The following is a 19,984-nucleotide window of genomic DNA, read 5'->3' as shown; positions in this document are numbered from 1 at the left end:
CGCGAGGATAATTATTTAAACAGTTTCTTTCTCGTGTGGTGCAACGGTTTCCCTCACCTCTTCTATCCTTCCTTTTGAAATGAGGAACCTTGCAAAAAATCAAGTATATACAATGTTCCACAAACTTTTATTTACGAACGTTATTTTGAATTATAAAATCAACTTGATACTAGATACATCTATACTGCATTAATAAAGAAGCGCCCTGGTGAAGCTTTTATTTCAAAAAAGTATTTTTCTTTCCTCTTCAAACCTTCTAATTTAACCCCTTTTCCAGAGGATATTGGAAATTCATCAATAATTACATCGCCCTTTTCATCTTTTACTCTTAGATACACATTACTATCACTATTAGCATCATTAATAATCTCCTTCTTCCAAAAAACGCTATCATATATCACATAATCTTGAGTATTAATCCCATCGGCAGAGAATCTAATACTTTGCCATTCTTCCCTGTCATTCGTTATATGTGCAATTGCTGTAACCTTTGGGAAAAAGAATTGATTAACAACCCCTACATCTTGTATTACTAGAGCACTTATTGTAGTAATCATAAAGGTCATCAAAATAGCTGTAATAACTTGAAATCGGCGCTTTTTGTTAATGAGGTTAAACGGTTTTTTCGCAACCTCTACATTTGTTTCGACTATTTGTATGGTGGGTTGCTGCATCAGTTGCATAGTTTTTTTACAATCTTGGCAATGCTCAATATGTTCTTCCACTGCTGCACCTGTTTCTTTACTACAAATTCTATCTATATAGGACGGCATCAAATCCTTTATAATATTACAATTCATCCAAATCCACCCTTTCTGCTAATTTGCATTTTGCACGATAATATGTAACCCTTGCCCAGTTTTCACTTTTCTCATAGATGTCACCTATTTCTTTAAAACTTAAATTCATAGTTATTCGAAGTAAAAAAATTTCAGAATACGGTTCTTGTAATTGCCGAATTTCTTGATGGATTTCACGTAGAGTACTTTCTTTAATCATTGCGATATCAGGCAAATCTTCTTTTGAACGTATATCTACACCTGTTTTAATTAAGTAATCAATACTCGTATGATTTCGATGCTTTGCCTTCTTTAAATAATCAAAATAGCTGTGCTTAGCAATTTGACATAACCAAACTGAAATTTTGCATTCGCCATTGTAACGATGAATCGATTTAACCGCTTGATAAAACGTTTCCTGTGTTAATTCTTCTGCTAAATCCTCACTTGATGTTAAACAAAGAAGAAAAAGTTTTACTTCATTTGCATAGGATTTATAGATTTCACTTAAATCCTCCACTGAATACCTCCCTCCAACATCCTTAAATTGAGTTCACTTATATATAGAATGAAACAAAGATTCGTTACAATTAATGCTAAATTAATTTAATGAATTATAATCTAATATGTATGGAAAATTCCCAAAGCGTCGTTTCGGGACATAAGCAGCTAAAATTTAACACCTTATTCACTTGAATGAATAAGGTGTTTAAGTGTCACATTTAGGAACGTTATTTTGTATTGATTTGTAGTTAACTATTAAATTAGTTTTGAATAAATAACCATTGTTAATGGGATTGATGTACCCATAATACAAGTTAAAACAATTAAAACCTGTGTAGCACTTAAATTAATAAATCCAAGTGAGCCCCACGAGAGTTAAATAAGCGGAGGATTTACCCTTATTTGAAGAATTGTGCTTGTTTTCATGAAAATAAAGGGAGAATTTCCGCTTATGTACGTAAAAATCTATAAATTCTATATTTTTTTACTCAATAGACGGAATATCTCCGTTTATTTTGGTGATTTTTATTTTATTTTTTTTCATAAGCGGAATTTGTCCGCCTATTTTGGTTGCTTCTCCTGGTTGCCCCTTTATTCAAAACCCCACTATCTGCAAAATTATACCATAATTTGAATTTACATTAAAAAATCCCCGCGAATTAAATTACTCTTCGCGAGGATGATCATTTATACGGTTTGTTTCACTTGTGGCGCAACGGTTTCCCACACCTTTTCTATGCGGTCTACTGCTGCTTGATCCAATGTAAAGCCGTTTTCTGTTTTTGTCACTTGAGAATCTACTATATAGATTGGACTCGATATCGTTGTAGCTCCTAAAATGGAAAGTATCGGCTTCAATGAGTACTCCAAAGCCAATAAATGCGCAATTGATCCGCCTATGGCTACCGGTATGACTGTCTTATTTTCCAGCCCTTTTTGCGGTAATAAGTCGATGAAAGTTTTTAAAATCCCTGTAAATGAACCTTTATAGATTGGGGTTAAGAAGAATACAACATCCGCCTCACCTACTTTTACGATTTCCTTTGCAATTGCTTCACTTGCATAGTTGGCTGTAATTAAATCCTGTGCAGGCAGTTGGTGTACCTGTATTGTCTCATGTGTAATACCTTGCGTATCCAATAAGTTTTCGATATATTGCTGAATTCCCGTTAATCGTGACGAAATACTATTGCCGCCATTAATTAATATTGCTTTTGTCATTTTTCACTCCTCCTAAACTTGTTGTAATGCATATCTTGATGGCACTTGCTGTAAGCCTAAATTTTCTCGTAATGTATTGCCCTCATATTCTGTACGGAAGACTCCGCGTTTTTGGAGTTCCGGAATGACCAGATCAATAAAATCCGTAAATCCTCCCGGGAAGTATGGCGGCATTAAATTAAAGCCATCTGCCGCATCGTTTTCCACCCATTCTATTAGCTGATCGGCAATTTGACTAGGCGAACCGAAAATAATTCGATGTCCACGGGAGCCAGCAATTTTTAAATACAGCTCACGGATTGACAGGTTCTCACGCTCAGCAAGCTCGATAATAAGCTGCTGACGACTACGGTTGCCGTTAGTTGGCGGAATATCTTTTGGAAGTGGACCGTCCAAATCATAGCCTGATAGATCAATACCTAAATAATCTTCTAAAAAGTCCAAGCCAATTTCCGGTGTGATTAATTGTTGCAGCTGTTCATATTTTGCACGTGCCTTTTCTTCTGTTTCCGCTACATAAACCGAAACACCCGGCATAATTTTTATATCATCACGATCCCGACCTGCTGCGACTGCCTTGTCTTTTAACTTTTTATAAAAGCTTTGTGCATCGGCTAATGTTTGCTGGGCTGTAAAAATGACATCGGCTTGCTTTGCTGCTAATGTTGTCCCTGCTTCAGAAGATCCTGCCTGCACTAATACTGGTCTTCCTTGCGGTGGTCGTGATGAATTTAATGGACCGCGCACCGAATAGTATTCGCCTTTATAATTTAACGTGTGTAGCTTCCCTTTTTTAATATATTCGCCTGTTTCTTTATTACGTGCGAGTGCATCATCCTCATAGGAATCCCATAAACCTTTGACCACTTCAACAAATTCATCTGCCCGCTCATAACGTAATGAATGGTCCAAATGCTTATCTTGATTGAAGTTGCTTGCCTCTGCCTCATAATAGCTCGTAACAATATTCCAAGCCGCTCTACCTCTACTTAAATGATCCAGCGAAGAAAATTTACGGGCGATATGGAAAGGCTCATTATACGTAGTCGAAGCCGTACCTGTTAAGCCGATATTTTTAGTCACCGTTGATAGCACACTTAATAATGTCAATGGCTCAAAGCGTACTTGTTCAGCAGGATGTGACAGTTCATTAAAAGATAGGCCGTCACTCAAAAACAGCATATCCAGTTTTCCTTGCTCTGCTTTTATGGCTACTTCTTTAAAAAACTCTACATTCTCACTAGCATCTGCCTGGGCATCCGGGTGACGCCAAGAAGCGATGTGATGACCAGTTCCCATTAGAAATACACCTAGTTTTATTTGCTTTTTCGTCATGATGATCCCCCTATACTACTTGCTTTTCGCGTTCAGCCAAAATTTCATGCACAAGCGGAATTACTTTTTCACCTATGTCCGTAATGACCTCTAAATGAGGGAATCCACGAAGCAATACTTTATCAAACCCTAAATCTACAAACTCCACGATTCGTTCTGCAACTTGCTTCGGCGTTCCGACTAATGAAATCGAATTGCCTGATAATACTTGTGTTAAGCCAGCCCAAATATTTGGTGCAATGACAAAGTTATTATCCTTTGCCTCTAGCATTAGCTGATGCAGACGATTTACGCCAACTGCCCCGTTCTTTAATGTGTTTTCATGTTTTGCTGCTAACACTTCTGGTGCAATTTGGCTAATAATTTTATTGGCATTTTTAAATGCTTCTTCTTCCGTTTCACCTAGAACAACCTGGAATGACACACTGTATGATAAATTGCGTTTTTTCTCTTTTGCGAGTTTGACAACTGATTCTAGCTCTTCTTTTGTTGTTTCCAATGTTTCACCCCACAGCATGTAGACATCCGCAACATCTGTAGCGACTTCTTTTGCAATTGGTGAGGAACCCCCAAAGAAAATTGGTGGTGCTTCTTTTACCGGTAATGGCAAGTTCGCACCTTTTAATGTGTAAAACTCACCATCATAATCAAATGTCTCTCCATTGAATAAACGTTTTAAAATTTCGATATATTCACGCGTACGCTTGTAGCGGTCCGTATGTGATAAAAAGTCGCCGTCATTTTCCAGTTCCTTTGGCGCCCCACCTGTGACTACGTTTACGAATACTCGATTATTCGTCCAGTAATTAACTGATGCGAACTGCTTTGCTAATTGTGTTGGAGCTGTAGAACCGGGACGTACAGCAAACAGGAAATTTAGTGTATTAGTATGTGCAGTTAAATGAGATGCTGCGACTAAAGAATCGACGCAGTTTCCGCCAATCGGTAACAGTAATGTTGAGAAGCCGGCTTTTTCAGCAGCTTGAGCGATCTGTGTAATATACTCAACAGAAGGTTCACGATCAGAATCTACGCCAACACCAGACCATGTTTGCTGGCCTTTATTCGAAACTTGATTCCCTATATACTCACTGTCTCCAGAAGTTGGTGCCATTGTAATGAACTCTACTTTTGTCATGTTTTTTCCTCCTTATTGTACAGCCGGTGCGCTTGGTACTACTTCATCAGCCGGCAGTTCCTTTGAAATTTGAATTTCACCTGAAGTTACCTGTTCTATAACCTGTGCAAATGATTGGTTTGCTGCAATATTAATAAACGAAATCTGTTCTTCCTGCGCTTTTTTATAAGAAAGTTCACAAAACGTTTCAGGCGGTGCGATAAATGTTGTTGCCCCTTGCTCAATGGCTTTACGTAATGTGGCACCGCGTCGACCTTCTGTTAAATCGAGTGCCGGGTTGCGAAAATCTTCTATAGAATGGTCTTTTTGAATAATTCGTAAAATCGTTCCTTCCACGATTGGTGTTACAATACCTTCATCATTAACTACTACTGCAATTGTCATTTTCAATTCCTCCTATTATTTTGTAATTTGCGCGACTTCGGCAGCCTTTTGAAGACTTTGTGCCAAGTCTGCTTTAATATCTTCAATGTCCTCTAAACCGATGGATAAACGGATTAACCCAGGTGTTACACCACTTGCAAGCTGCTGCTCAGCCGTTAATCGGGAATGCGATGTACTTGCCGGATGAATGACAAGTGATTTTGAATCACCTACATTTGCCACGTGTGAAAGGAGCTGTACATTGTTGATAAATGCTTTCGCCGCCTCTAATCCACCTTTAATGCCGAAACTAAAAATTGAACCTGCACCTTTTGGTAAATATTTTGCTACTAAGTTTTGCGGGTCATTTCCTTGTAATGTCGGATAATTTACCCATTCCACTAATTCATGCTTTGCTAAATACTCGGCTACTGCCTGTGCATTCACAACATGCTGGCGTACGCGAACAGCCAAAGATTCAAGCCCTTGAATAAATAGCCAAGCATTAAACGGTGACAATGTTGCCCCTAAATCATGACCTAATTCAAAACGGGCTTTCGCGATAAACGCTTTTTCACCGGCAGCTTCAACAAATGAACGGTTATCAATTAATTCATTTGGTCGTACAAACGTTGGGAAGCGCGTCTCTTTCCATTCAAATTTACCTGAATCAATAATTGCTCCACCTAGAGAAGTTCCGTGTCCACCGATAAATTTTGTCGTTGAATGAACAACGATATCAGCGCCAAATTCGATAGGTTTTGATAAATAAGGTGTAGCAAACGTATTATCAACAATCAGTGGCACGTCATGGCGATGTGCCACTTGTGCCAATCCCTCTATGTCAGCAATTTCTAAGCTTGGATTACCGATTGTTTCTGTAAATACGGCACGTGTCTTTTCATTGATCGCAGCTTCAACTTGCTGTAAATCAGATCCTTCGACGAAGCGTACTGTCACACCAAAGCGGGGCAACGTTTTGGAAAATAACGTATAAGTACCACCATAAAGCGCATTTGTTGCAACAATTTCCTCTCCCGCCTGTGCCAAAGTTAATACGGCAATTAAAATGGCCGCCTGACCTGACGAAACAGCAAACCCTCCAACTCCCCCTTCAAGTGCAGCGAGACGCTCTTCAAAAACGGCATTCGTTGGATTCGCATTGCGGGAATATAAATAGCCGCTGCCTTGTAGTTTAAAAAGGCTTGCCGCATGCTCTGTATCATCGAATACATAAGATGTCGTCTGATATAGCGGAACGGCACGTGATCTTGTTACTGGATCTACTGTTTGCCCTGTATGTAAGGCAATGGTTTCTTGATTAAAAAATGTCATAGTAGGTGCTCTCCTTTAGTAAAGAAAATTTTTAGTAAATGTAAGCAATTGCTGTTCCGTCAGTTCACCCTTGACGGTGTGTACGACTTTTCCATCTTTCACAAATAAAGTTGTAGGTAATGTTAAAATTTCATAGGCCTCTTTTAGTTCGCCGTTCCGATCCAACAAAATAGGAAACGTCAGATTAAATTGTGCTAAATACCGGTTAACGAGTTTCGTTGGTTCTTCCACATTCACCGCATACAGCTCGATATTTTGAGCTTGCAGTGTTGCGTAAGCTGCTTCAAACGCCGGCATTTCCCGCTCACATGGAGGACAATACGTTGCCCAGAAATTGAGAATATAACTGCCTTCTGAAGGAATGGTAACTTGTTGACCAGTAGTCGTTAGAAGTTCAATATGATTGATTTTTGCTTCAGCATGACTGCTCGTTACGTTTGATATAATGGCGTAACTGAGCGCGATGATTAGTACAATGACAAGGGTTAGCTGTGTAGCTTTTTTCATTTCAGCGTGACCTCCACTTCAGGCATTTCATGTAATTCTCCGTAGCTGACATGCGAAATAATTTTGTAAGTACCTTGACCATCAAAGCTCGTTTCAAGTGAATATAGACCATTGCCCTCATTTGTAGGCTTAACGGTTCCAATCGAAGTACCATCTGGATTGAACAATTCAAAATCAAGTTCCACCCCGCTGCTAATCGGTTCGTTATTCACTGTTACATGCGAAGTAATTTTCACTGGCTCAAAGGCTGCCACCTCATGTTTTGTTGCTTTTATCGTCACTTCAAGTGTTTCGGCAGACGGTGCGTTACAGCCGGCAAGCAGTAACACGAATAAATAAAGTAATTTCTTCACTTACTATCCGCCTTTAAATTCGTCCAAAACAGCAAACGTTTTTTAATCTTTTCAAAGGCGATCATGACTGTGACGATAATAATACTGTTAAAAATAATGCCGGCTAACACATAGTGGTATTGTGAAAAATCACTGTAGTATTGAATGAAGAATCCCATTCCCGATGAAGCACCGAACATTTCAGCAATCGTTAATATGAGGAAGCTCATTGCCAGTGACGTACTGGCACCACTTAAAATATGAGGTGCACTCGCTGGTAAAACGACTTTCAATAAAAATGTTGGACCTTTTAAACCAAGTGATTTTGCATTATCCAAATAATGCTTTTCTATTAAAAGAACTCCGTGAATCGTTCCTAAGAAAACGGGCCAAAATGCTCCGATAAAAATAAGGGACATTGATGCTGTTTGAAACGTCGGTAAAATCGCAATGACATATGGAATAAACAATGTCGGTGGAATTGGGCTTAATGCATGGAAATAAGGCATTAACACTTCACGCGATCTTCTGTTTAATCCGAAGAACAGCCCCCCTACAACTCCTATGATCAATGCTCCGAAAAACCCTGGAATGAGCAGCTTCATCGAACTCACCACACCGTTTAAAAGCTCGCCGATTTTTACACCAAATGACTGGATAACCGTTATTGGCTGCGGGAATATAACCGGATTAATCCACGTTGCATATTTCGTGACGATTGTCCAAACTGCAATGAATATAATTCCTATCAAAATAGTAAGATTATAGCGTTTAAAAAATGTGAGCATTCACTCTCACTCCCTACTTAAATGTTCTGTTCATTGAAACGAACTAATTGTTCTTTATAATACGAATCGTCCGGATACTGTTCGATTAATTCACTTAATGCTTTTTCATAAAGGTCGATATTGACATAGTCATTCACATCAATGTCGTCAACATTTTCTACATAGCCAATTTCCTTCATTTGTTCCCACATTTGAACGACCTTTTCTTTACTTGGATCCGATGAATAAGTTGAATGAGTTTCATTTACGATTTTATTGATTACCTCTTCATCAACATTCATATATTCTTTTGCTGCGGTAATGGCAGTTTCCGGATCTTCAATTTTTTTACGCTCTGCACGAATTAAAGCTTTTAAAAATCGCTTATACGCTTCACCATCGTCTTCAGCCAATAATTCTGAACGGGTTACAACACGGCAGCAAACATGACCTTCCTGCAAGTCATTGCTCCAAGCAACTGCTTCTAGCCCCATATCAACACCCTGTGCATAAAATGAGTTGGCAGATACGGCAACATCTACTTTCCCGGATGCTACAGCTTCAAGCAACATACTACCTGTTTTAAATTCAATAATTTCCAAGTCTGTTTTCCAGTCAATGCCTGCATCTTCAAGCGCTGATCGGAACACGATATCCGAAGTGAAAATACGGATTGTACCGACTTTTTTTCCTTTATAGCTTTCTAGAGATGTATACTGTCCAGCATTTTCCTTTTTCGTTAAAATCGGATGACCGCCTTCCAAATGTCCTCCGATAATCGAAAAATCAGAGCCATTTGCGATAAATGTTAAGGGACCTGCAGTACCAAATGTTAAACCTACATCAATTTTTCCAGCCTGCAATGCATTTAGCCCATCTGCTGAATTCGCAAAGCCAACCCGATTCACCTCGATATTTTCTTCTTCAAAATAGCCTTCCTGGTGGGCAATATCGACTAACACTCCACCCGCAGATTGACTTAATCCAACAGTAATTTCGTAATCATTCGAAGCCTTGCCTTGTGAAATTTGCTTTTCATCCCCGCAGGCAGCAAGTATCCCTGCCGTTATTGCTAAAGATGCCAGCCATTTCAGTTTACTTTTTTGCATTATCCATCCTCCTAAATTCCTGCTCCATCTGTTATTTCCGTTTTTAAACTGTTAACGATTTGCTCATTCATTTCGTTTAATAATGATTCCCGGAATGCCCTGAATTGCTGGTCCTCAAACAGTTTTTGACGGTTTGTTCCTTTTTTCTGAACCGGTACTTCGATACTTTTTGTAACTGCACCGTTTTTTCCAGGGGCAAAAATGATAATTCTGTCCGCTAAGTAAATCGCTTCATCGACATCATGTGTTACAAAAACTACTGTGCGTTTTTGCTCGGCGCTAATTTGGACGATTAAATCCTGAAGCTTTATACGGGTTACCGGATCCAGTGCCCCGAATGGTTCATCCATTAACAGCAAATCCGATCCAAAGCTTAAAGCTCTTGCAATAGCTGCACGCTGCTTCATGCCGCCTGACATTTGACCAGGATACTTTTTAATGGCATGCCCTAAATTAACGAGTGTTAAATATTGTTCTGCAATATGCGCGAGCTCTTTCTTCGGCATTTTTTTATTCCGTTGCTTTAAGGCTAGCATGACATTGGATTGTGCAGTCAACCAAGGGAATAACGAGTAATCCTGAAATACCACACCACAATCTGGGTGCGTTTGCCTCACAGATTTTTCATTAATTTCAATGTCACCGTCGGAAAACGGCTCAAGTCCTGCAATCATTCGTAGTAATGTGCTCTTCCCGCATCCGGAAGGTCCCATAAATACAAGGAATTCACCATCTTTTACTTCAAGCTGTATATTATTTAAGATTTTTGTCTTGTCATCATAGCTAAAATCAATATTATGCACTTTAATTTTTGTTTTTTTCTGAGTCTGTTCTACACTTGGTATTTCCGGTTCTTGCACTTGGCGCTCTAATAGTTGAACCATTAAATCACTCTCCCAGTAAAAATTTTTTACCTAATGCTTGAAGCGATGTGTCGACAGGAACATGCAATGTCATTGTTCGAAGGTTGCGCCAATAGCGATCAAATCCATAATGACTCGCAGTAGACCTGCTTCCCATCACTTCAAATATTTTCGAAGTAATATCTAACCCAACCTGCGTTGTAAAAATTTTCGCTGTCTGTAGCGCATTATCCAGTTCACTTCGGTTGTTTGCTGTTATCGTTTCAGGATGCTCCCATAGCTGCTGCAGTAAATGATCCGCTTTTTTTACAACCAAATTTGCCGCTTCAATCTGAACATAAAACTGTCCGTAGTGATGCTGAATAATCGGATCTTCAATTGCTGAAGTCTGTGTAATCGTACGCGGTCTTGTTTGTTCTCTTGTATAAGTAAGCGCGGATTTAAGTGCACCTTCTGCAATACCAAGATATACATGGTTTAATACAAATGTTGCAATATTTAAGCGGAGCTGTGAAAACTCGCTTGCATAAAAACCGCGCTGCAATACTTCTGATGGAAACACTTCCACCTGCTGAAATTGTATAGACCCACTATCAGTTTGACGTTGCCCCATATTATCCCAGTCTGCATTTATTTCTACACCTATCCGATTACTCGGAATAACAGCCAACAAAGGTTCATTCTGGCCATCCAGTAAAGCCGATACTAATAAAACGTCCGAATCGACACTGCCTGAACAAAATGTTTTTATTCCGTTTAATACATAACCAGTTGGAGTTCTTTCAGCTTTTAGCTTAATATCTACTGGATTGAAAGCATTGCCCCAAAAGTAATTATGCTTAGCTGTCTCTCTGTAAAAGTGTTCCTTCTGCTGTGTAGTTCCACATAAATGCGGTGTGACTAAATTAATAAAATGGTAACCAAATACATGTGCAAGCGAGCTGTCTACACGGGCAAAAGTTCTTATAACATTAAATACGTCATGCCAATTACCACCTAAACCACCATATTCAGTCGGGATTATAAGTTTTAAAAGCCCGCTTTCTCGTATTAAATCACGCTCGTGCTTTGCATTACCCCCATCTTTATCCCGTTTCACTGCAGTTTTCTCAAACTGAGCGGCGAGTTGAAGGGCTATCTCTTCAAAGTGTGCAACTGCTGTCATCATACCTGCTCCTTTAAATAAGTAATAGAATTTTCTTGCAATTCAGTAATCTTAATTCGTAAGTTTACAGAGGCATTTACCCAAAGTCAATAGCGAATTTAAACAATTCATACAGGAATAATATGTTTTTAGCGAATCAGCGTATTAAAACGCTTTACTATGTAATTTTTAACAGTGTTTTAATTTTAATGGTGCTTTGAATAAAGTAAGATTATCCCCACCTTATTATCTTACTTTTTTATATGGTAATTATGAGGAAGAGAAAATGCTAAGTAAATTAAAAAGATATTCTTAACATTGAACCGTTGATTTCCATTCCGGGACCGATGCTTTCCCCGGGCACGGCTCCAGCTAAATAAATTGTGCCTACAACGGCAGGCACAATTCAGTGGATCTTCCGCGCGGTGCTCCTGCGGTTACTCGTCGCAAAATAAATTTTGCTGTTCCCGGTGGAGTCACGGTCCCTCCACTCCAATCAACTTATTCATCTCTTTAAATAAAGTGAGATACGATATCTACGATTAATTAAATCAACGAACGTGAACATTGTAGCTTATATTTCATATTTAGAAGATAATTTTTAAAAGATACCAACAATTAAAAAGATGAAAGTAAGAACTACCCCGATCACTGCGCCAATTAAATGAACCGTAAATGCACCTAAATTATAAAAATTCCCGATGATGAAATAGCCGATAGTAAATTGAACTGGATAGGATTTGAAATTTAGATTTAAAAAAGTTGAATCCTTAAAATATAAAATAATAATACAAATAATCAATGCATAAATTCCTGGTGATGCACCGTTTCCGTCCGTATAAGATATAAGCATCGAATAAATTATGTAAGTACCGATATTACTAATCAAATAAATAAGTAAAAAACTCATATGGCCAATTTTATCTTCTAAAATTAGGCCTACATAGTAAATACCAAAAACATTTGCTAATAAATGCAACATATTTTTATGAAAAAATGAAACTGTTACGATTCGATACCATTCATTTTGTTGCATCATATCAAAGCTTTTTCCGCTTCCATGTTGAAAAAGAAGTCCTTTAAATACGAGCCTGTCTAATACAAATATTGAAATATACAGAAAGGCAAGTACCAAAGAAACCATTGGTAAATTCACATTTTCAGTCACTATAAATCAACTCTCTCCTTTCAATTATCGAGTAACATGATTATATCATTATAATTAACATTTTAACATAATTTCCCATAAAAAAGCACTGCATGTTAGAATAGTCTGCTTTTGTATGGCTTGTTAGATGCTAATCCATCTTTTGACTTGGCATCATACAGCGAAATTTCAGCGTCCACTAGAATTGGTTGTGTCAAATCGGTTGTCGTTGTATTTCCACTTCCCGCAATTGATTTTTTAACTAAGCTCGGACTAATCGATTTGGCAATTTCGCTTAGTGTAACACCTTTGGCAAAACGTTTTTGTTTGCCATTTGGACAATTCTAGATCCAATTAGTTTCCGTAGCGATACTGATTATTGAATATCACTTTAAAAATGCCAATCGCTCTCCATATGCTGAATTATTTTATTACTGGCAAATTCACTTGAATGACCCAGTCCTGTATGAATCTTTCTTGATGAGGGTTCAACTGAGGCAGGTTATTTCGTGAAAAGAACCGATGCTCATGACTTTCTTCCGTGCTTTGAAGTAATTCTCCTGAGAAACAATTTGAATAAAAAATGATCTGCACACTGAAAACCTGATCCCCATTTTGATATTCTGAGAATCCTTCTTCACCTGAATAAAGACCAAACAACTTTAAATGTTCAATCTTTAATCCTGTTTCTTCTAAAGTTTCACGCATAGCAGTTTCAAAAAACGTTTCTCCCGGTTCCATAGGGGGCGGCGTGGCTACAAAGCTTTTGTAGATTGAATTGCGTAATGAGAGAAATAGCGGAAGGAATTTCCGTTATTTCGATAATGATATAAAAAATAGTCAAAATAAGGGAAGAAATTTCCGTTATTGACCTAAAAAACATGAAATGTCGGGGTTTCATTTAAAATAACGGTAAAACGTTCCCTTATTTACCCCAAAATGAGCTACATCCTTCAAATAACGGTAAAATCTCCCCTTATTTTAGGTGGGCACTGAAAATTTTAAATAAGGCACTTTCTATCTACTAAAGCGTTTTGACCACTCGAAGTTGGACGGACGCTTCAAAATCAAAATTTTCGGATTGGTGGGCCTCGCAAACGGCAATAAAGGCAGCGCTAAGTCACGTCACGTGGCTTTAGCGCTGCCTTGCCGTAGCCCACCAATCAAGTGAAATTTTATTAGAAAATAAACCCCATGTGGTGATGAACTAAATTAATAAATTTAATACAATATTCTGTATTTAATGGTACAATTTAATAATTACATTTAAAGGAGAGAGGAATATGACAGTCTTTACTTTTACGATTATCAATGAATCGGAGGGTATGATGGTTTAATATAGTTTTGTCACTTATTCTCCGATTCGAGGGTTAATATTTACTCGATAAATTCGGAGGTCATTAAATTGAACATTAAAACTGCTTATTATGTAATGACGAGTTCTCGCTCGTTTTGTATTCAAATCGTTTTTACACTAAATGCTATTTACTATGTATCGCAAGCAGGTCTAAATCCACTGCAGTTAGTATTACTTGGAACAATTATGGAGTTGGCCATTCTTTTTTTTGAAATACCTACTGGTTTAGTTGCTGATATTTTTGGACGTAAAAAATCACTAATTATTGGGACTTTCATTATCGGTTCAGCTCATCTTTTAGAAGGTAGTATTCCTTCATTTTGGGCAATTGCGATGGGTGCTGCTTTGTGGGGCATTGGATGGACGTTTATTAGTGGCGCAGAAACGGCTTGGATTGCAGATGAATTAGAAAATAAAGAACTTGATATTACTTTATTAAAAGGAGCGAAATTCAGCTCGCTAGGTAGTTTCTTGGGCATCATTATGAGTGTGTTGATCGCTATTGTTTTTACAGTGCAAATGGCCATATTACTTGCGGGCGGCTTCCTTATTTTAATTGCGATTATTTCGTTAAAAGTTATACCCGAAACGAAATTTATAAGTATAGTGAGTGAGGACTCTTCTAGTATTCAACAAATGAATGGCGCGCTAAAAGACAGTCTTTCACTAATTAAAGGGAATAAAATATTAATTAGTCTTGCGGCAATTACGTTATTTACTGGTTTTGCTAGTGAGGGCTTTGATCGACTTTGGGGTCCTCATTTTATTGAAGGCTTTGAAATGAATGAAGAACATGCAATTTATTGGTTTGGTGCATTTTATGCAGTTGCCTTTTTACTAAATATTGGCTTACTTAAAATTATAGAAACATATGTAAAAGAGCATTTTGCCACTATTTTAGTGTTACTTAATAGCTTGCTTGTGATTACAATGGTATATTTCGCAATTACTGAACTATTTTTAATAGCGGCAATTTTATACTGGGTAATCGCATCACTTAGAGCAGTGAACTATCCATTAATAAGTGTCATGACGAACAAACAACTACATTCACAAGGTCGAGCAACTACGCTTTCGTTGTACGGTCAATTGGATGCATTTGGTCAAGTAACTGGAGGACCATTAGTTGGCATTATTGCACTTTATACATCGGTGCAAGGTGGAATTATCACCTCTGCTCTTTTAATTATACCTACATTATATTTTTTATGGAAATTAAGAAAAATCGCTTAATCACCTATGAATAATTATTAATACAGAACACTTTAAACAATTACCAAAAGTTAAATAAATAAGCGGAGGATTTTCCCTTATTTGAAAAATTATGCTTATTTCAGTGAAAATAAGGGTAGATTTTCCGCTTATGTACATTAAAAGCTCTAAATTTTATGTTTTTTTAATCAATAGACGGAATTTCTCCGTTTATTTTGGGGATTTTTTAGTTTATTTTCTAAATAAGCGGAATTCCTCCCTCTATTTTAATCGCTTAATCTGGTTTCCTCTTCCAATAATAGGGTTCGCCTGAATATAGCAATAAAATAGCTGTTTGATCCCCCTTTCGCTGGTCAAATAATCGTCTCATCACCCAAATGTTTCTATTATTATATATCTTACAATAGTTTTATCGTAAATGAGCTATTCTACAATCTGGACCTATTACTGAAAATCTAATTTTCAATTCCTATTTAAGCGTTTCACTGTTAATATGTCTCGATCTTTATTGTCATTTTGATTTTCTCTTCGCTAGTTGTTTCTGGTTCAGAAATATCTTTAATCGAATCTTCAACTATTTGTTGAATTACCTTACTATCAATATTTGAATCCTTCGGGAAACCAACTGATATTGTATATTTATCAGCACCACCATCTAACATTATTGCTAGTGAATCACTTTCAATTTCTGTTTGCTCTGTAATGGATACTATTATTTCATTTTGCAATTCAGAAAATAATCTTTCCTGAGAAACTACTACTTCCTGCTCGCTTTCTATTACCTCGATATTATTACATCCAACTAACAAGGCTGAACAAAAAATAATACCCGATAGGATGGCCTTTTTCATCATTTCTAAATTCCCCCTTTAATTATTATTTAATATTGGTCTGTTGTTGCTCCTAAAGTAGCACCGCGAACCATGGACTCGTCACTAAACTTTATTAACTCACTTGGTTTTCCTGTAACTACCACACCTATAATTTTTATATTCTGAGGTTCTAGTTTTACTTCACCGTGATTTGTGATGTTACTAACAATTCTTTTCGCATCTTCTTCATAATCTCCACCATCTTCCATCATTTTTTCTAAAGTTGTTATAAAGTTCATTACCGGAAATGTTTCTGACATTCGATGATAGGAAAAGCCATATGCTTGGAAACCATGAACAGTAGCGTCTCGTAACTCTTCATCCTGGTTCAAATTATTCTCATTTTCTATTTGATTTTTACTAAACGTATCGACCCAATACCATGCTAATTTGTCTTTAAATACTTCATTTACATACTTAATGGAGTATCCATCATCAAATGAAAAAGCCATTTCTACAACTTTGTTATCATCAATCTCATTAAGCAATGTTCGATCATCAAATAGTTGTTTATAGTTAACTTGCGGATGAAAAAATTCAACGACTCTTTTGCCTTCATAATACATAGGAATTCGCTCATCATCTATGTAGCCTAAGCTAGAAGGACCATTAATTGAAATCAGTCGAGATGTTCCCAAAATCGTAAAAACTTTTTCCTGTTCCCCCCAAGGAATTGGTACGCCTCCAACAACTTTTACGAATGATGATTTTGCTGTTGCTGATGTAAGTGAATAATTATAGATGGTACCTCGTTCTTCCACATTGGCCCCTATAATTCTATTCCAAGATGTATCTAATTCAATTTCCTTTTCCATCTTTAATTTCATGACTGTGTCCCCAATGAAATAGCTTCCAAATAAAACAATGAGACTAATACTTAATGAAATAAGTACCATTTTTATTATTGAGCGTTTCCTTGCTTTTTTCACTAATTTCTCAAATTCAAAATCCTTAGGGAAAAACTCTTTTTCATTGTTCATGTTCATACCTCCTATATTGTTCGATAAATTCTTTCCTAGCCCTATGGAGTACGGTTTTAATTGATCCTTCTTTCATGCCATACAGTACTGCGATCTCTTTCATTTTTAAACCTGTGCTATATTTCAGAAGGAGCATTTGCCTATATTTCGGATTTAATTTAGATAAGATTTCCTGTACATCTCTTTCTAGTTCATTTTGCATAAGTACCTTTTCGGGAGTTTCTTCTTCAAATATTTCCTGTACGTTAAACTTCAACAATATATCTCTTCGCCTTGATTTCTTGCGGGATAAATCATAATATTGATTGATTGCGACTCTAAAAAGCCAGCTTTGAATATTATCAATCTTGACTGATTCTATGTATTGTAAAAACTTGTACGCAGTATCTTGGATAATATCTTCTGCATCCTCCTTTGAAGCTCCCATTTTTATCAGGTAAGAGTACACAAATTTAAGTATCTCGTTTAATTTTTTTCCCATTAAAGAATCATTCATTTCAAACCTCCCACCTTTAAAACGTTCCAATACTTAAAAGGTTAACAAATAAATTACAAATTACGGTTAATTATTTCCATATAATTAAAGATTTGAGCATAAAAAAGAACTTGGCTCGAAGTTTACGCTTCCCACCAAATTCATTAACAGCCAACCGTTATTTAAATTTGAAAAATAAGCGGACGATTTCCCTTTATTTTGAAAAATGTGCTCGTTTCAATGAAAATAAGGGTAGAAATTCTGCTTATGTACATTAAAACCCGTAAATCTCATGTTGATTTTAATCAATAGACGGAATTCCTCCGTTTATTTTCGTGTTTTTTTAATTTTTTTACTTAATAAGCGGAATTTCTCCGTCTATTTCGGTAGCTAGTACTTCTAAGACGCATTTTCACTATATCCTTGTAATGCTTCTTATTGCATTAGCCTGCACCATTACTTTATAGTTTACATTAACATAAATATCCATTTCCCTTTTCAAGTGTTACTTGGGGAAACGGAGAAAATGAGAGGTGTTTTAATTGAAGTACTTTATAAGATTTTTAATTGCACTTGCTTTATGTGGAGTGGTTTGGATCGTCCACCCTGCAAGAGAACAAGTAAGAGAATTAGAAAAAGATATTAGTTATCAATACGATTCTGCAATCTTATTACTAAGAAGTACGGTTGAAGAACTCCTAGAATGGAATTTTAGTCAACCTTTAACTAATGGAGATAGAGCGTATATAGAAGGGCTTTATTTGGACATGATGAATTTAACAAGTTTACTTTTTAATGGCAATGTGGTGCATTTTGAATGGAGACAGCGAATGTATGATATTCAATCTCATATCCATCTTTATATGTTGGATTCTTCCCTTTCAGAGGAGGATGTTGCTGATTTAGAACAGGCGTTACAGGCAACTCGATTTATTACGAGAGATTTTCAAGACATTAGGCTACCTGATTATGACGCTATGCATGATGAAAAACATGAAATGGTTGAAAAAATTAAAAAACGCCTAGAAACTCAATATTAATTCACATAATAACTCTAACTTTTCGATTTGAAGTTTAAGAACATTTTAAAAAGTCACGAAATGCTGTTTCACCAACGTTTCGTGACTTTCCTGTTCCTCTTATGTAATCCTGTTACTGCATTACTTGATAATAAAAATAAATATTATAGAATGCTGGGACAAGCAGAGCAAAAGCGAGCGATAATACAGCGCCCCACTTGTTATAATTTAAAAGCTGCTCGTTACCGCTTTTCATATGCTGCAAAAACGAAAGCGAAAAATACAGACAGCTTATTAAGAAAATCGGTGTAACGAATGACATCCATATTGCCGAATTAAATTGATTTACCATTTCCATAAAATCACCTCGTTTTCCAGTATACTGTATGAAGTACTAATTGTGTTTACAAATTAAAAAAGCGCGCACCTTTTCATGATGTGCACGCCAAAATAATGTTAATTCGATTTCAAAAAACTCGGATCCATATAGGCAGGGTTTGGGTATTTGTAGAAGCCTTCACCTGTTGAAATGCCCATTTTGCCTTGATCAATCATTTCACGTTTAATTTTGTCGGCAACAAATTTGGCAGCCGGGTCATGCTCGGCACGCATTAAATTCAGGTTATATGGTGTTTCCATTCCGACGATATCATAAATGGCAAATGGTCCCCGAGGTGAACCCGTTGAAATCATCCAGTTTTTATCAATTGTCTGCGGATCAGCAATATCTTTCACCCAAAGCTCCATTGCCGCAGATAAAAATGGAACTAGTAATGTGTTTAGGATGTAACCAGGCTGCTCTTTTTTCAGCACAAATGGAATCATGCCGATTGCACGAGCGAAATTTGCCACCTGCTCTACGTACTTTGCATCTGTTCCCGGGTGTCCCATTATTTCGGCCGTATTGTTTTGCCAAATTGAGTTGGCAAAGTGCAATGCGAGGAATTTTTCAGGACGACCTGTATACGCTGCAAATTGGCTTGGCAACAAGGTGGAAGAGTTTGAAGCAAATACTGTTTTCTCAGGCGCCACTTTCCCAAGATTTTCATAGAAACTCTGTTTAATTTCGATGCGCTCCGGTACTGCTTCAACAACGATGTCCGCATCTTTTGTTGCCTCCGCTAAATCAGTAAAAAACTTCAGATTGCTGAATGCTTTCTCAGCACGGTTAGTATCATTAAAATACTCACCATATGTTGTTCTTAATGTTGCCATACGCTCTTTTGCTGCCTCAATAGCTCCCGAATTTATATCATAAACACTTACATTAAAGCCGAAAAATGCGGACTGAAATGCTATTTGACTCCCTAAAACACCACTACCTGCAATCGTTACATTTTTGAAATGCATAAAAACCGCTCCTTTTAGTAAAATTATTTCTAATATTCAAGAATAATTTATCTATTTTAAGGCGATTTATCGGTATTATATACATATAAAGAAATGTTAATTTAAGGAGAATTGATGTGGGGATTATTTGAAGAAATCTGTTGCTTACTATTAGCCTTTGTGGAAAGTTTAAAAT

General features: G+C 37.0%; 23 protein-coding genes. 2 read left to right on the top strand and 21 right to left on the bottom strand.

Translation table 11 applies throughout. The features are described from left to right. Positions 1-179 precede the first annotated feature (179 nt). The 16 genes from SNE38_RS08135 to SNE38_RS08060 form a co-directional block, all read right to left on the bottom strand. Positions 180-800 (bottom strand): zf-HC2 domain-containing protein, encoded by a 621-nt coding sequence (locus SNE38_RS08135; protein ID WP_336046293.1) that lies wholly within the window; start codon positions 798-800, stop codon positions 180-182. Further along, positions 790-1,299, bottom strand: a complete 510-nt coding sequence (locus SNE38_RS08130; protein WP_336046292.1) for an RNA polymerase sigma factor — start codon at positions 1,297-1,299, stop codon at positions 790-792. Before SNE38_RS08130 ends, SNE38_RS08135 begins: the two co-directional genes overlap by 11 nt. Positions 1,300-1,970: 671 nt before the next feature. Beyond that, positions 1,971-2,504, bottom strand: coding sequence for an NADPH-dependent FMN reductase (gene ssuE / locus SNE38_RS08125; protein ID WP_336046291.1), 534 nt, complete (start codon positions 2,502-2,504; stop codon positions 1,971-1,973). A gap of 12 nt (positions 2,505-2,516) precedes the next feature. Then, positions 2,517-3,845, bottom strand: coding sequence for an LLM class flavin-dependent oxidoreductase (locus tag SNE38_RS08120; RefSeq protein WP_336046334.1), 1,329 nt, complete (start codon positions 3,843-3,845; stop codon positions 2,517-2,519). A 4-nt stretch (positions 3,846-3,849) separates the two neighbouring features. Next, on the bottom strand, positions 3,850-4,977 hold the full coding sequence (locus tag SNE38_RS08115) for an LLM class flavin-dependent oxidoreductase (RefSeq protein WP_336046290.1): 1,128 nt from the start codon (positions 4,975-4,977) through the stop codon (positions 3,850-3,852). A 12-nt stretch (positions 4,978-4,989) separates the two neighbouring features. Beyond that, positions 4,990-5,361, bottom strand: coding sequence for a chemotaxis protein CheY (locus SNE38_RS08110; protein WP_336046289.1), 372 nt, complete (start codon positions 5,359-5,361; stop codon positions 4,990-4,992). A gap of 15 nt (positions 5,362-5,376) precedes the next feature. Further along, on the bottom strand, positions 5,377-6,675 hold the full coding sequence (locus SNE38_RS08105; protein WP_336046288.1) for an O-acetylhomoserine aminocarboxypropyltransferase/cysteine synthase family protein: 1,299 nt from the start codon (positions 6,673-6,675) through the stop codon (positions 5,377-5,379). Positions 6,676-6,690: 15 nt separating this feature from the next. Next, positions 6,691-7,182: a redoxin domain-containing protein gene (locus SNE38_RS08100; RefSeq protein ID WP_336046287.1), complete on the bottom strand. Its 492-nt coding sequence runs from the start codon at positions 7,180-7,182 to the stop codon at positions 6,691-6,693. After that, entirely contained in the window at positions 7,179-7,535 is a 357-nt protein-coding gene (locus tag SNE38_RS08095; RefSeq protein ID WP_336046286.1) for a FixH family protein, read from the bottom strand. The genes SNE38_RS08100 and SNE38_RS08095 overlap by 4 nt, the downstream gene beginning before the upstream one ends. Beyond that, the gene (locus SNE38_RS08090) at positions 7,532-8,302 is read right to left on the bottom strand and encodes an ABC transporter permease (protein WP_336046285.1); all 771 of its coding nucleotides are present in this window, start codon (positions 8,300-8,302) and stop codon (positions 7,532-7,534) included. The genes SNE38_RS08095 and SNE38_RS08090 overlap by 4 nt, the downstream gene beginning before the upstream one ends. 17 nt (positions 8,303-8,319) lie before the next feature. Beyond that, a complete protein-coding gene (locus tag SNE38_RS08085; RefSeq protein WP_336046284.1) occupies positions 8,320-9,390 on the bottom strand; it encodes an ABC transporter substrate-binding protein in 1,071 nt (356 codons plus the stop codon). Positions 9,391-9,401: 11 nt separating this feature from the next. After that, positions 9,402-10,274 (bottom strand): ABC transporter ATP-binding protein, encoded by an 873-nt coding sequence (locus tag SNE38_RS08080; protein ID WP_336046283.1) that lies wholly within the window; start codon positions 10,272-10,274, stop codon positions 9,402-9,404. Between the two features lie 4 nt (positions 10,275-10,278). Continuing rightward, positions 10,279-11,418, bottom strand: coding sequence for an acyl-CoA dehydrogenase family protein (locus tag SNE38_RS08075; protein ID WP_336046282.1), 1,140 nt, complete (start codon positions 11,416-11,418; stop codon positions 10,279-10,281). 580 nt (positions 11,419-11,998) lie between these two features. Beyond that, positions 11,999-12,553 (bottom strand): rhomboid family intramembrane serine protease, encoded by a 555-nt coding sequence (locus tag SNE38_RS08070; protein ID WP_336046281.1) that lies wholly within the window; start codon positions 12,551-12,553, stop codon positions 11,999-12,001. A gap of 107 nt (positions 12,554-12,660) precedes the next feature. Beyond that, entirely contained in the window at positions 12,661-12,822 is a 162-nt protein-coding gene (locus SNE38_RS08065) for a hypothetical protein (RefSeq protein WP_336046333.1), read from the bottom strand. A 145-nt stretch (positions 12,823-12,967) separates the two neighbouring features. Beyond that, complete coding sequence (locus SNE38_RS08060) at positions 12,968-13,285, bottom strand: NUDIX domain-containing protein (protein WP_336046280.1); 318 nt, start codon at positions 13,283-13,285, stop codon at positions 12,968-12,970. 664 nt (positions 13,286-13,949) lie between these two features. Here SNE38_RS08060 and SNE38_RS08055 point away from each other — a divergent pair. Beyond that, a complete protein-coding gene (locus SNE38_RS08055) occupies positions 13,950-15,134 on the top strand; it encodes an MFS transporter (protein WP_336046279.1) in 1,185 nt (394 codons plus the stop codon). A gap of 467 nt (positions 15,135-15,601) precedes the next feature. On the opposite strand, the gene SNE38_RS08050 is transcribed toward SNE38_RS08055, so the two are convergent. From SNE38_RS08050 to SNE38_RS08040, 3 genes are read right to left on the bottom strand one after another with little or no spacing between them, the layout of a single operon-like run. Further along, positions 15,602-15,967 carry a topoisomerase gene (locus SNE38_RS08050; protein WP_336046278.1) on the bottom strand — a complete coding sequence of 122 codons (366 nt, stop codon included), beginning with the start codon at positions 15,965-15,967 and terminating at the stop codon, positions 15,602-15,604. Positions 15,968-15,993: 26 nt separating this feature from the next. Further along, positions 15,994-16,965, bottom strand: coding sequence for an anti sigma factor C-terminal domain-containing protein (locus SNE38_RS08045; RefSeq protein WP_336046277.1), 972 nt, complete (start codon positions 16,963-16,965; stop codon positions 15,994-15,996). Further along, positions 16,955-17,461 (bottom strand): RNA polymerase sigma factor, encoded by a 507-nt coding sequence (locus SNE38_RS08040; protein ID WP_336046276.1) that lies wholly within the window; start codon positions 17,459-17,461, stop codon positions 16,955-16,957. Before SNE38_RS08040 ends, SNE38_RS08045 begins: the two co-directional genes overlap by 11 nt. A 521-nt stretch (positions 17,462-17,982) precedes the next feature. Here SNE38_RS08040 and SNE38_RS08035 point away from each other — a divergent pair. Continuing rightward, complete coding sequence (locus SNE38_RS08035; protein ID WP_336046275.1) at positions 17,983-18,480, top strand: hypothetical protein; 498 nt, start codon at positions 17,983-17,985, stop codon at positions 18,478-18,480. A 112-nt stretch (positions 18,481-18,592) separates the two neighbouring features. Here the strand turns inward: SNE38_RS08035 and SNE38_RS08030 are convergent, their stop codons facing one another. Together SNE38_RS08030 and SNE38_RS08025 are read right to left on the bottom strand one after the other, a co-directional pair. Next, a complete protein-coding gene (locus SNE38_RS08030; protein ID WP_225223838.1) occupies positions 18,593-18,817 on the bottom strand; it encodes a hypothetical protein in 225 nt (74 codons plus the stop codon). 98 nt (positions 18,818-18,915) lie between these two features. Next, the gene (locus tag SNE38_RS08025) at positions 18,916-19,809 is read right to left on the bottom strand and encodes a 3-hydroxyacyl-CoA dehydrogenase (protein ID WP_336046274.1); all 894 of its coding nucleotides are present in this window, start codon (positions 19,807-19,809) and stop codon (positions 18,916-18,918) included. Positions 19,810-19,984: the final 175 nt, after the last annotated feature.

The organism is Solibacillus ferritrahens (assembly GCF_037027585.1).
Lineage (GTDB): Bacteria > Bacillota > Bacilli > Bacillales_A > Planococcaceae > Solibacillus > Solibacillus ferritrahens.
This window is presented reverse-complemented; position numbering and strand designations above follow the sequence as displayed.

What these genes read in the sequence shown, in the direction of transcription:
- SNE38_RS08135 (WP_336046293.1), bottom strand. Translation starts at nt 800, where the DNA reads ATGAATTGTAATATTATAAAGGATTTGATGCCGTCCTATATAGATAGA.
- SNE38_RS08050 (WP_336046278.1), bottom strand. Translation starts at nt 15,967, where the DNA reads ATGATGAAAAAGGCCATCCTATCGGGTATTATTTTTTGTTCAGCCTTG.
- SNE38_RS08085 (WP_336046284.1), bottom strand. Translation starts at nt 9,390, where the DNA reads ATGCAAAAAAGTAAACTGAAATGGCTGGCATCTTTAGCAATAACGGCA.
- SNE38_RS08100 (WP_336046287.1), bottom strand. Translation starts at nt 7,182, where the DNA reads ATGAAAAAAGCTACACAGCTAACCCTTGTCATTGTACTAATCATCGCG.
- SNE38_RS08060 (WP_336046280.1), bottom strand. Translation starts at nt 13,285, where the DNA reads ATGGAACCGGGAGAAACGTTTTTTGAAACTGCTATGCGTGAAACTTTA.
- ssuE (WP_336046291.1), bottom strand. Translation starts at nt 2,504, where the DNA reads ATGACAAAAGCAATATTAATTAATGGCGGCAATAGTATTTCGTCACGA.
- SNE38_RS08090 (WP_336046285.1), bottom strand. Translation starts at nt 8,302, where the DNA reads ATGCTCACATTTTTTAAACGCTATAATCTTACTATTTTGATAGGAATT.
- SNE38_RS08045 (WP_336046277.1), bottom strand. Translation starts at nt 16,965, where the DNA reads ATGAACAATGAAAAAGAGTTTTTCCCTAAGGATTTTGAATTTGAGAAA.
- SNE38_RS08030 (WP_225223838.1), bottom strand. Translation starts at nt 18,817, where the DNA reads ATGGAAATGGTAAATCAATTTAATTCGGCAATATGGATGTCATTCGTT.
- SNE38_RS08105 (WP_336046288.1), bottom strand. Translation starts at nt 6,675, where the DNA reads ATGACATTTTTTAATCAAGAAACCATTGCCTTACATACAGGGCAAACA.
- SNE38_RS08025 (WP_336046274.1), bottom strand. Translation starts at nt 19,809, where the DNA reads ATGCATTTCAAAAATGTAACGATTGCAGGTAGTGGTGTTTTAGGGAGT.
- SNE38_RS08110 (WP_336046289.1), bottom strand. Translation starts at nt 5,361, where the DNA reads ATGACAATTGCAGTAGTAGTTAATGATGAAGGTATTGTAACACCAATC.
- SNE38_RS08080 (WP_336046283.1), bottom strand. Translation starts at nt 10,274, where the DNA reads ATGGTTCAACTATTAGAGCGCCAAGTGCAAGAACCGGAAATACCAAGT.
- SNE38_RS08115 (WP_336046290.1), bottom strand. Translation starts at nt 4,977, where the DNA reads ATGACAAAAGTAGAGTTCATTACAATGGCACCAACTTCTGGAGACAGT.
- SNE38_RS08075 (WP_336046282.1), bottom strand. Translation starts at nt 11,418, where the DNA reads ATGACAGCAGTTGCACACTTTGAAGAGATAGCCCTTCAACTCGCCGCT.
- SNE38_RS08040 (WP_336046276.1), bottom strand. Translation starts at nt 17,461, where the DNA reads ATGAATGATTCTTTAATGGGAAAAAAATTAAACGAGATACTTAAATTT.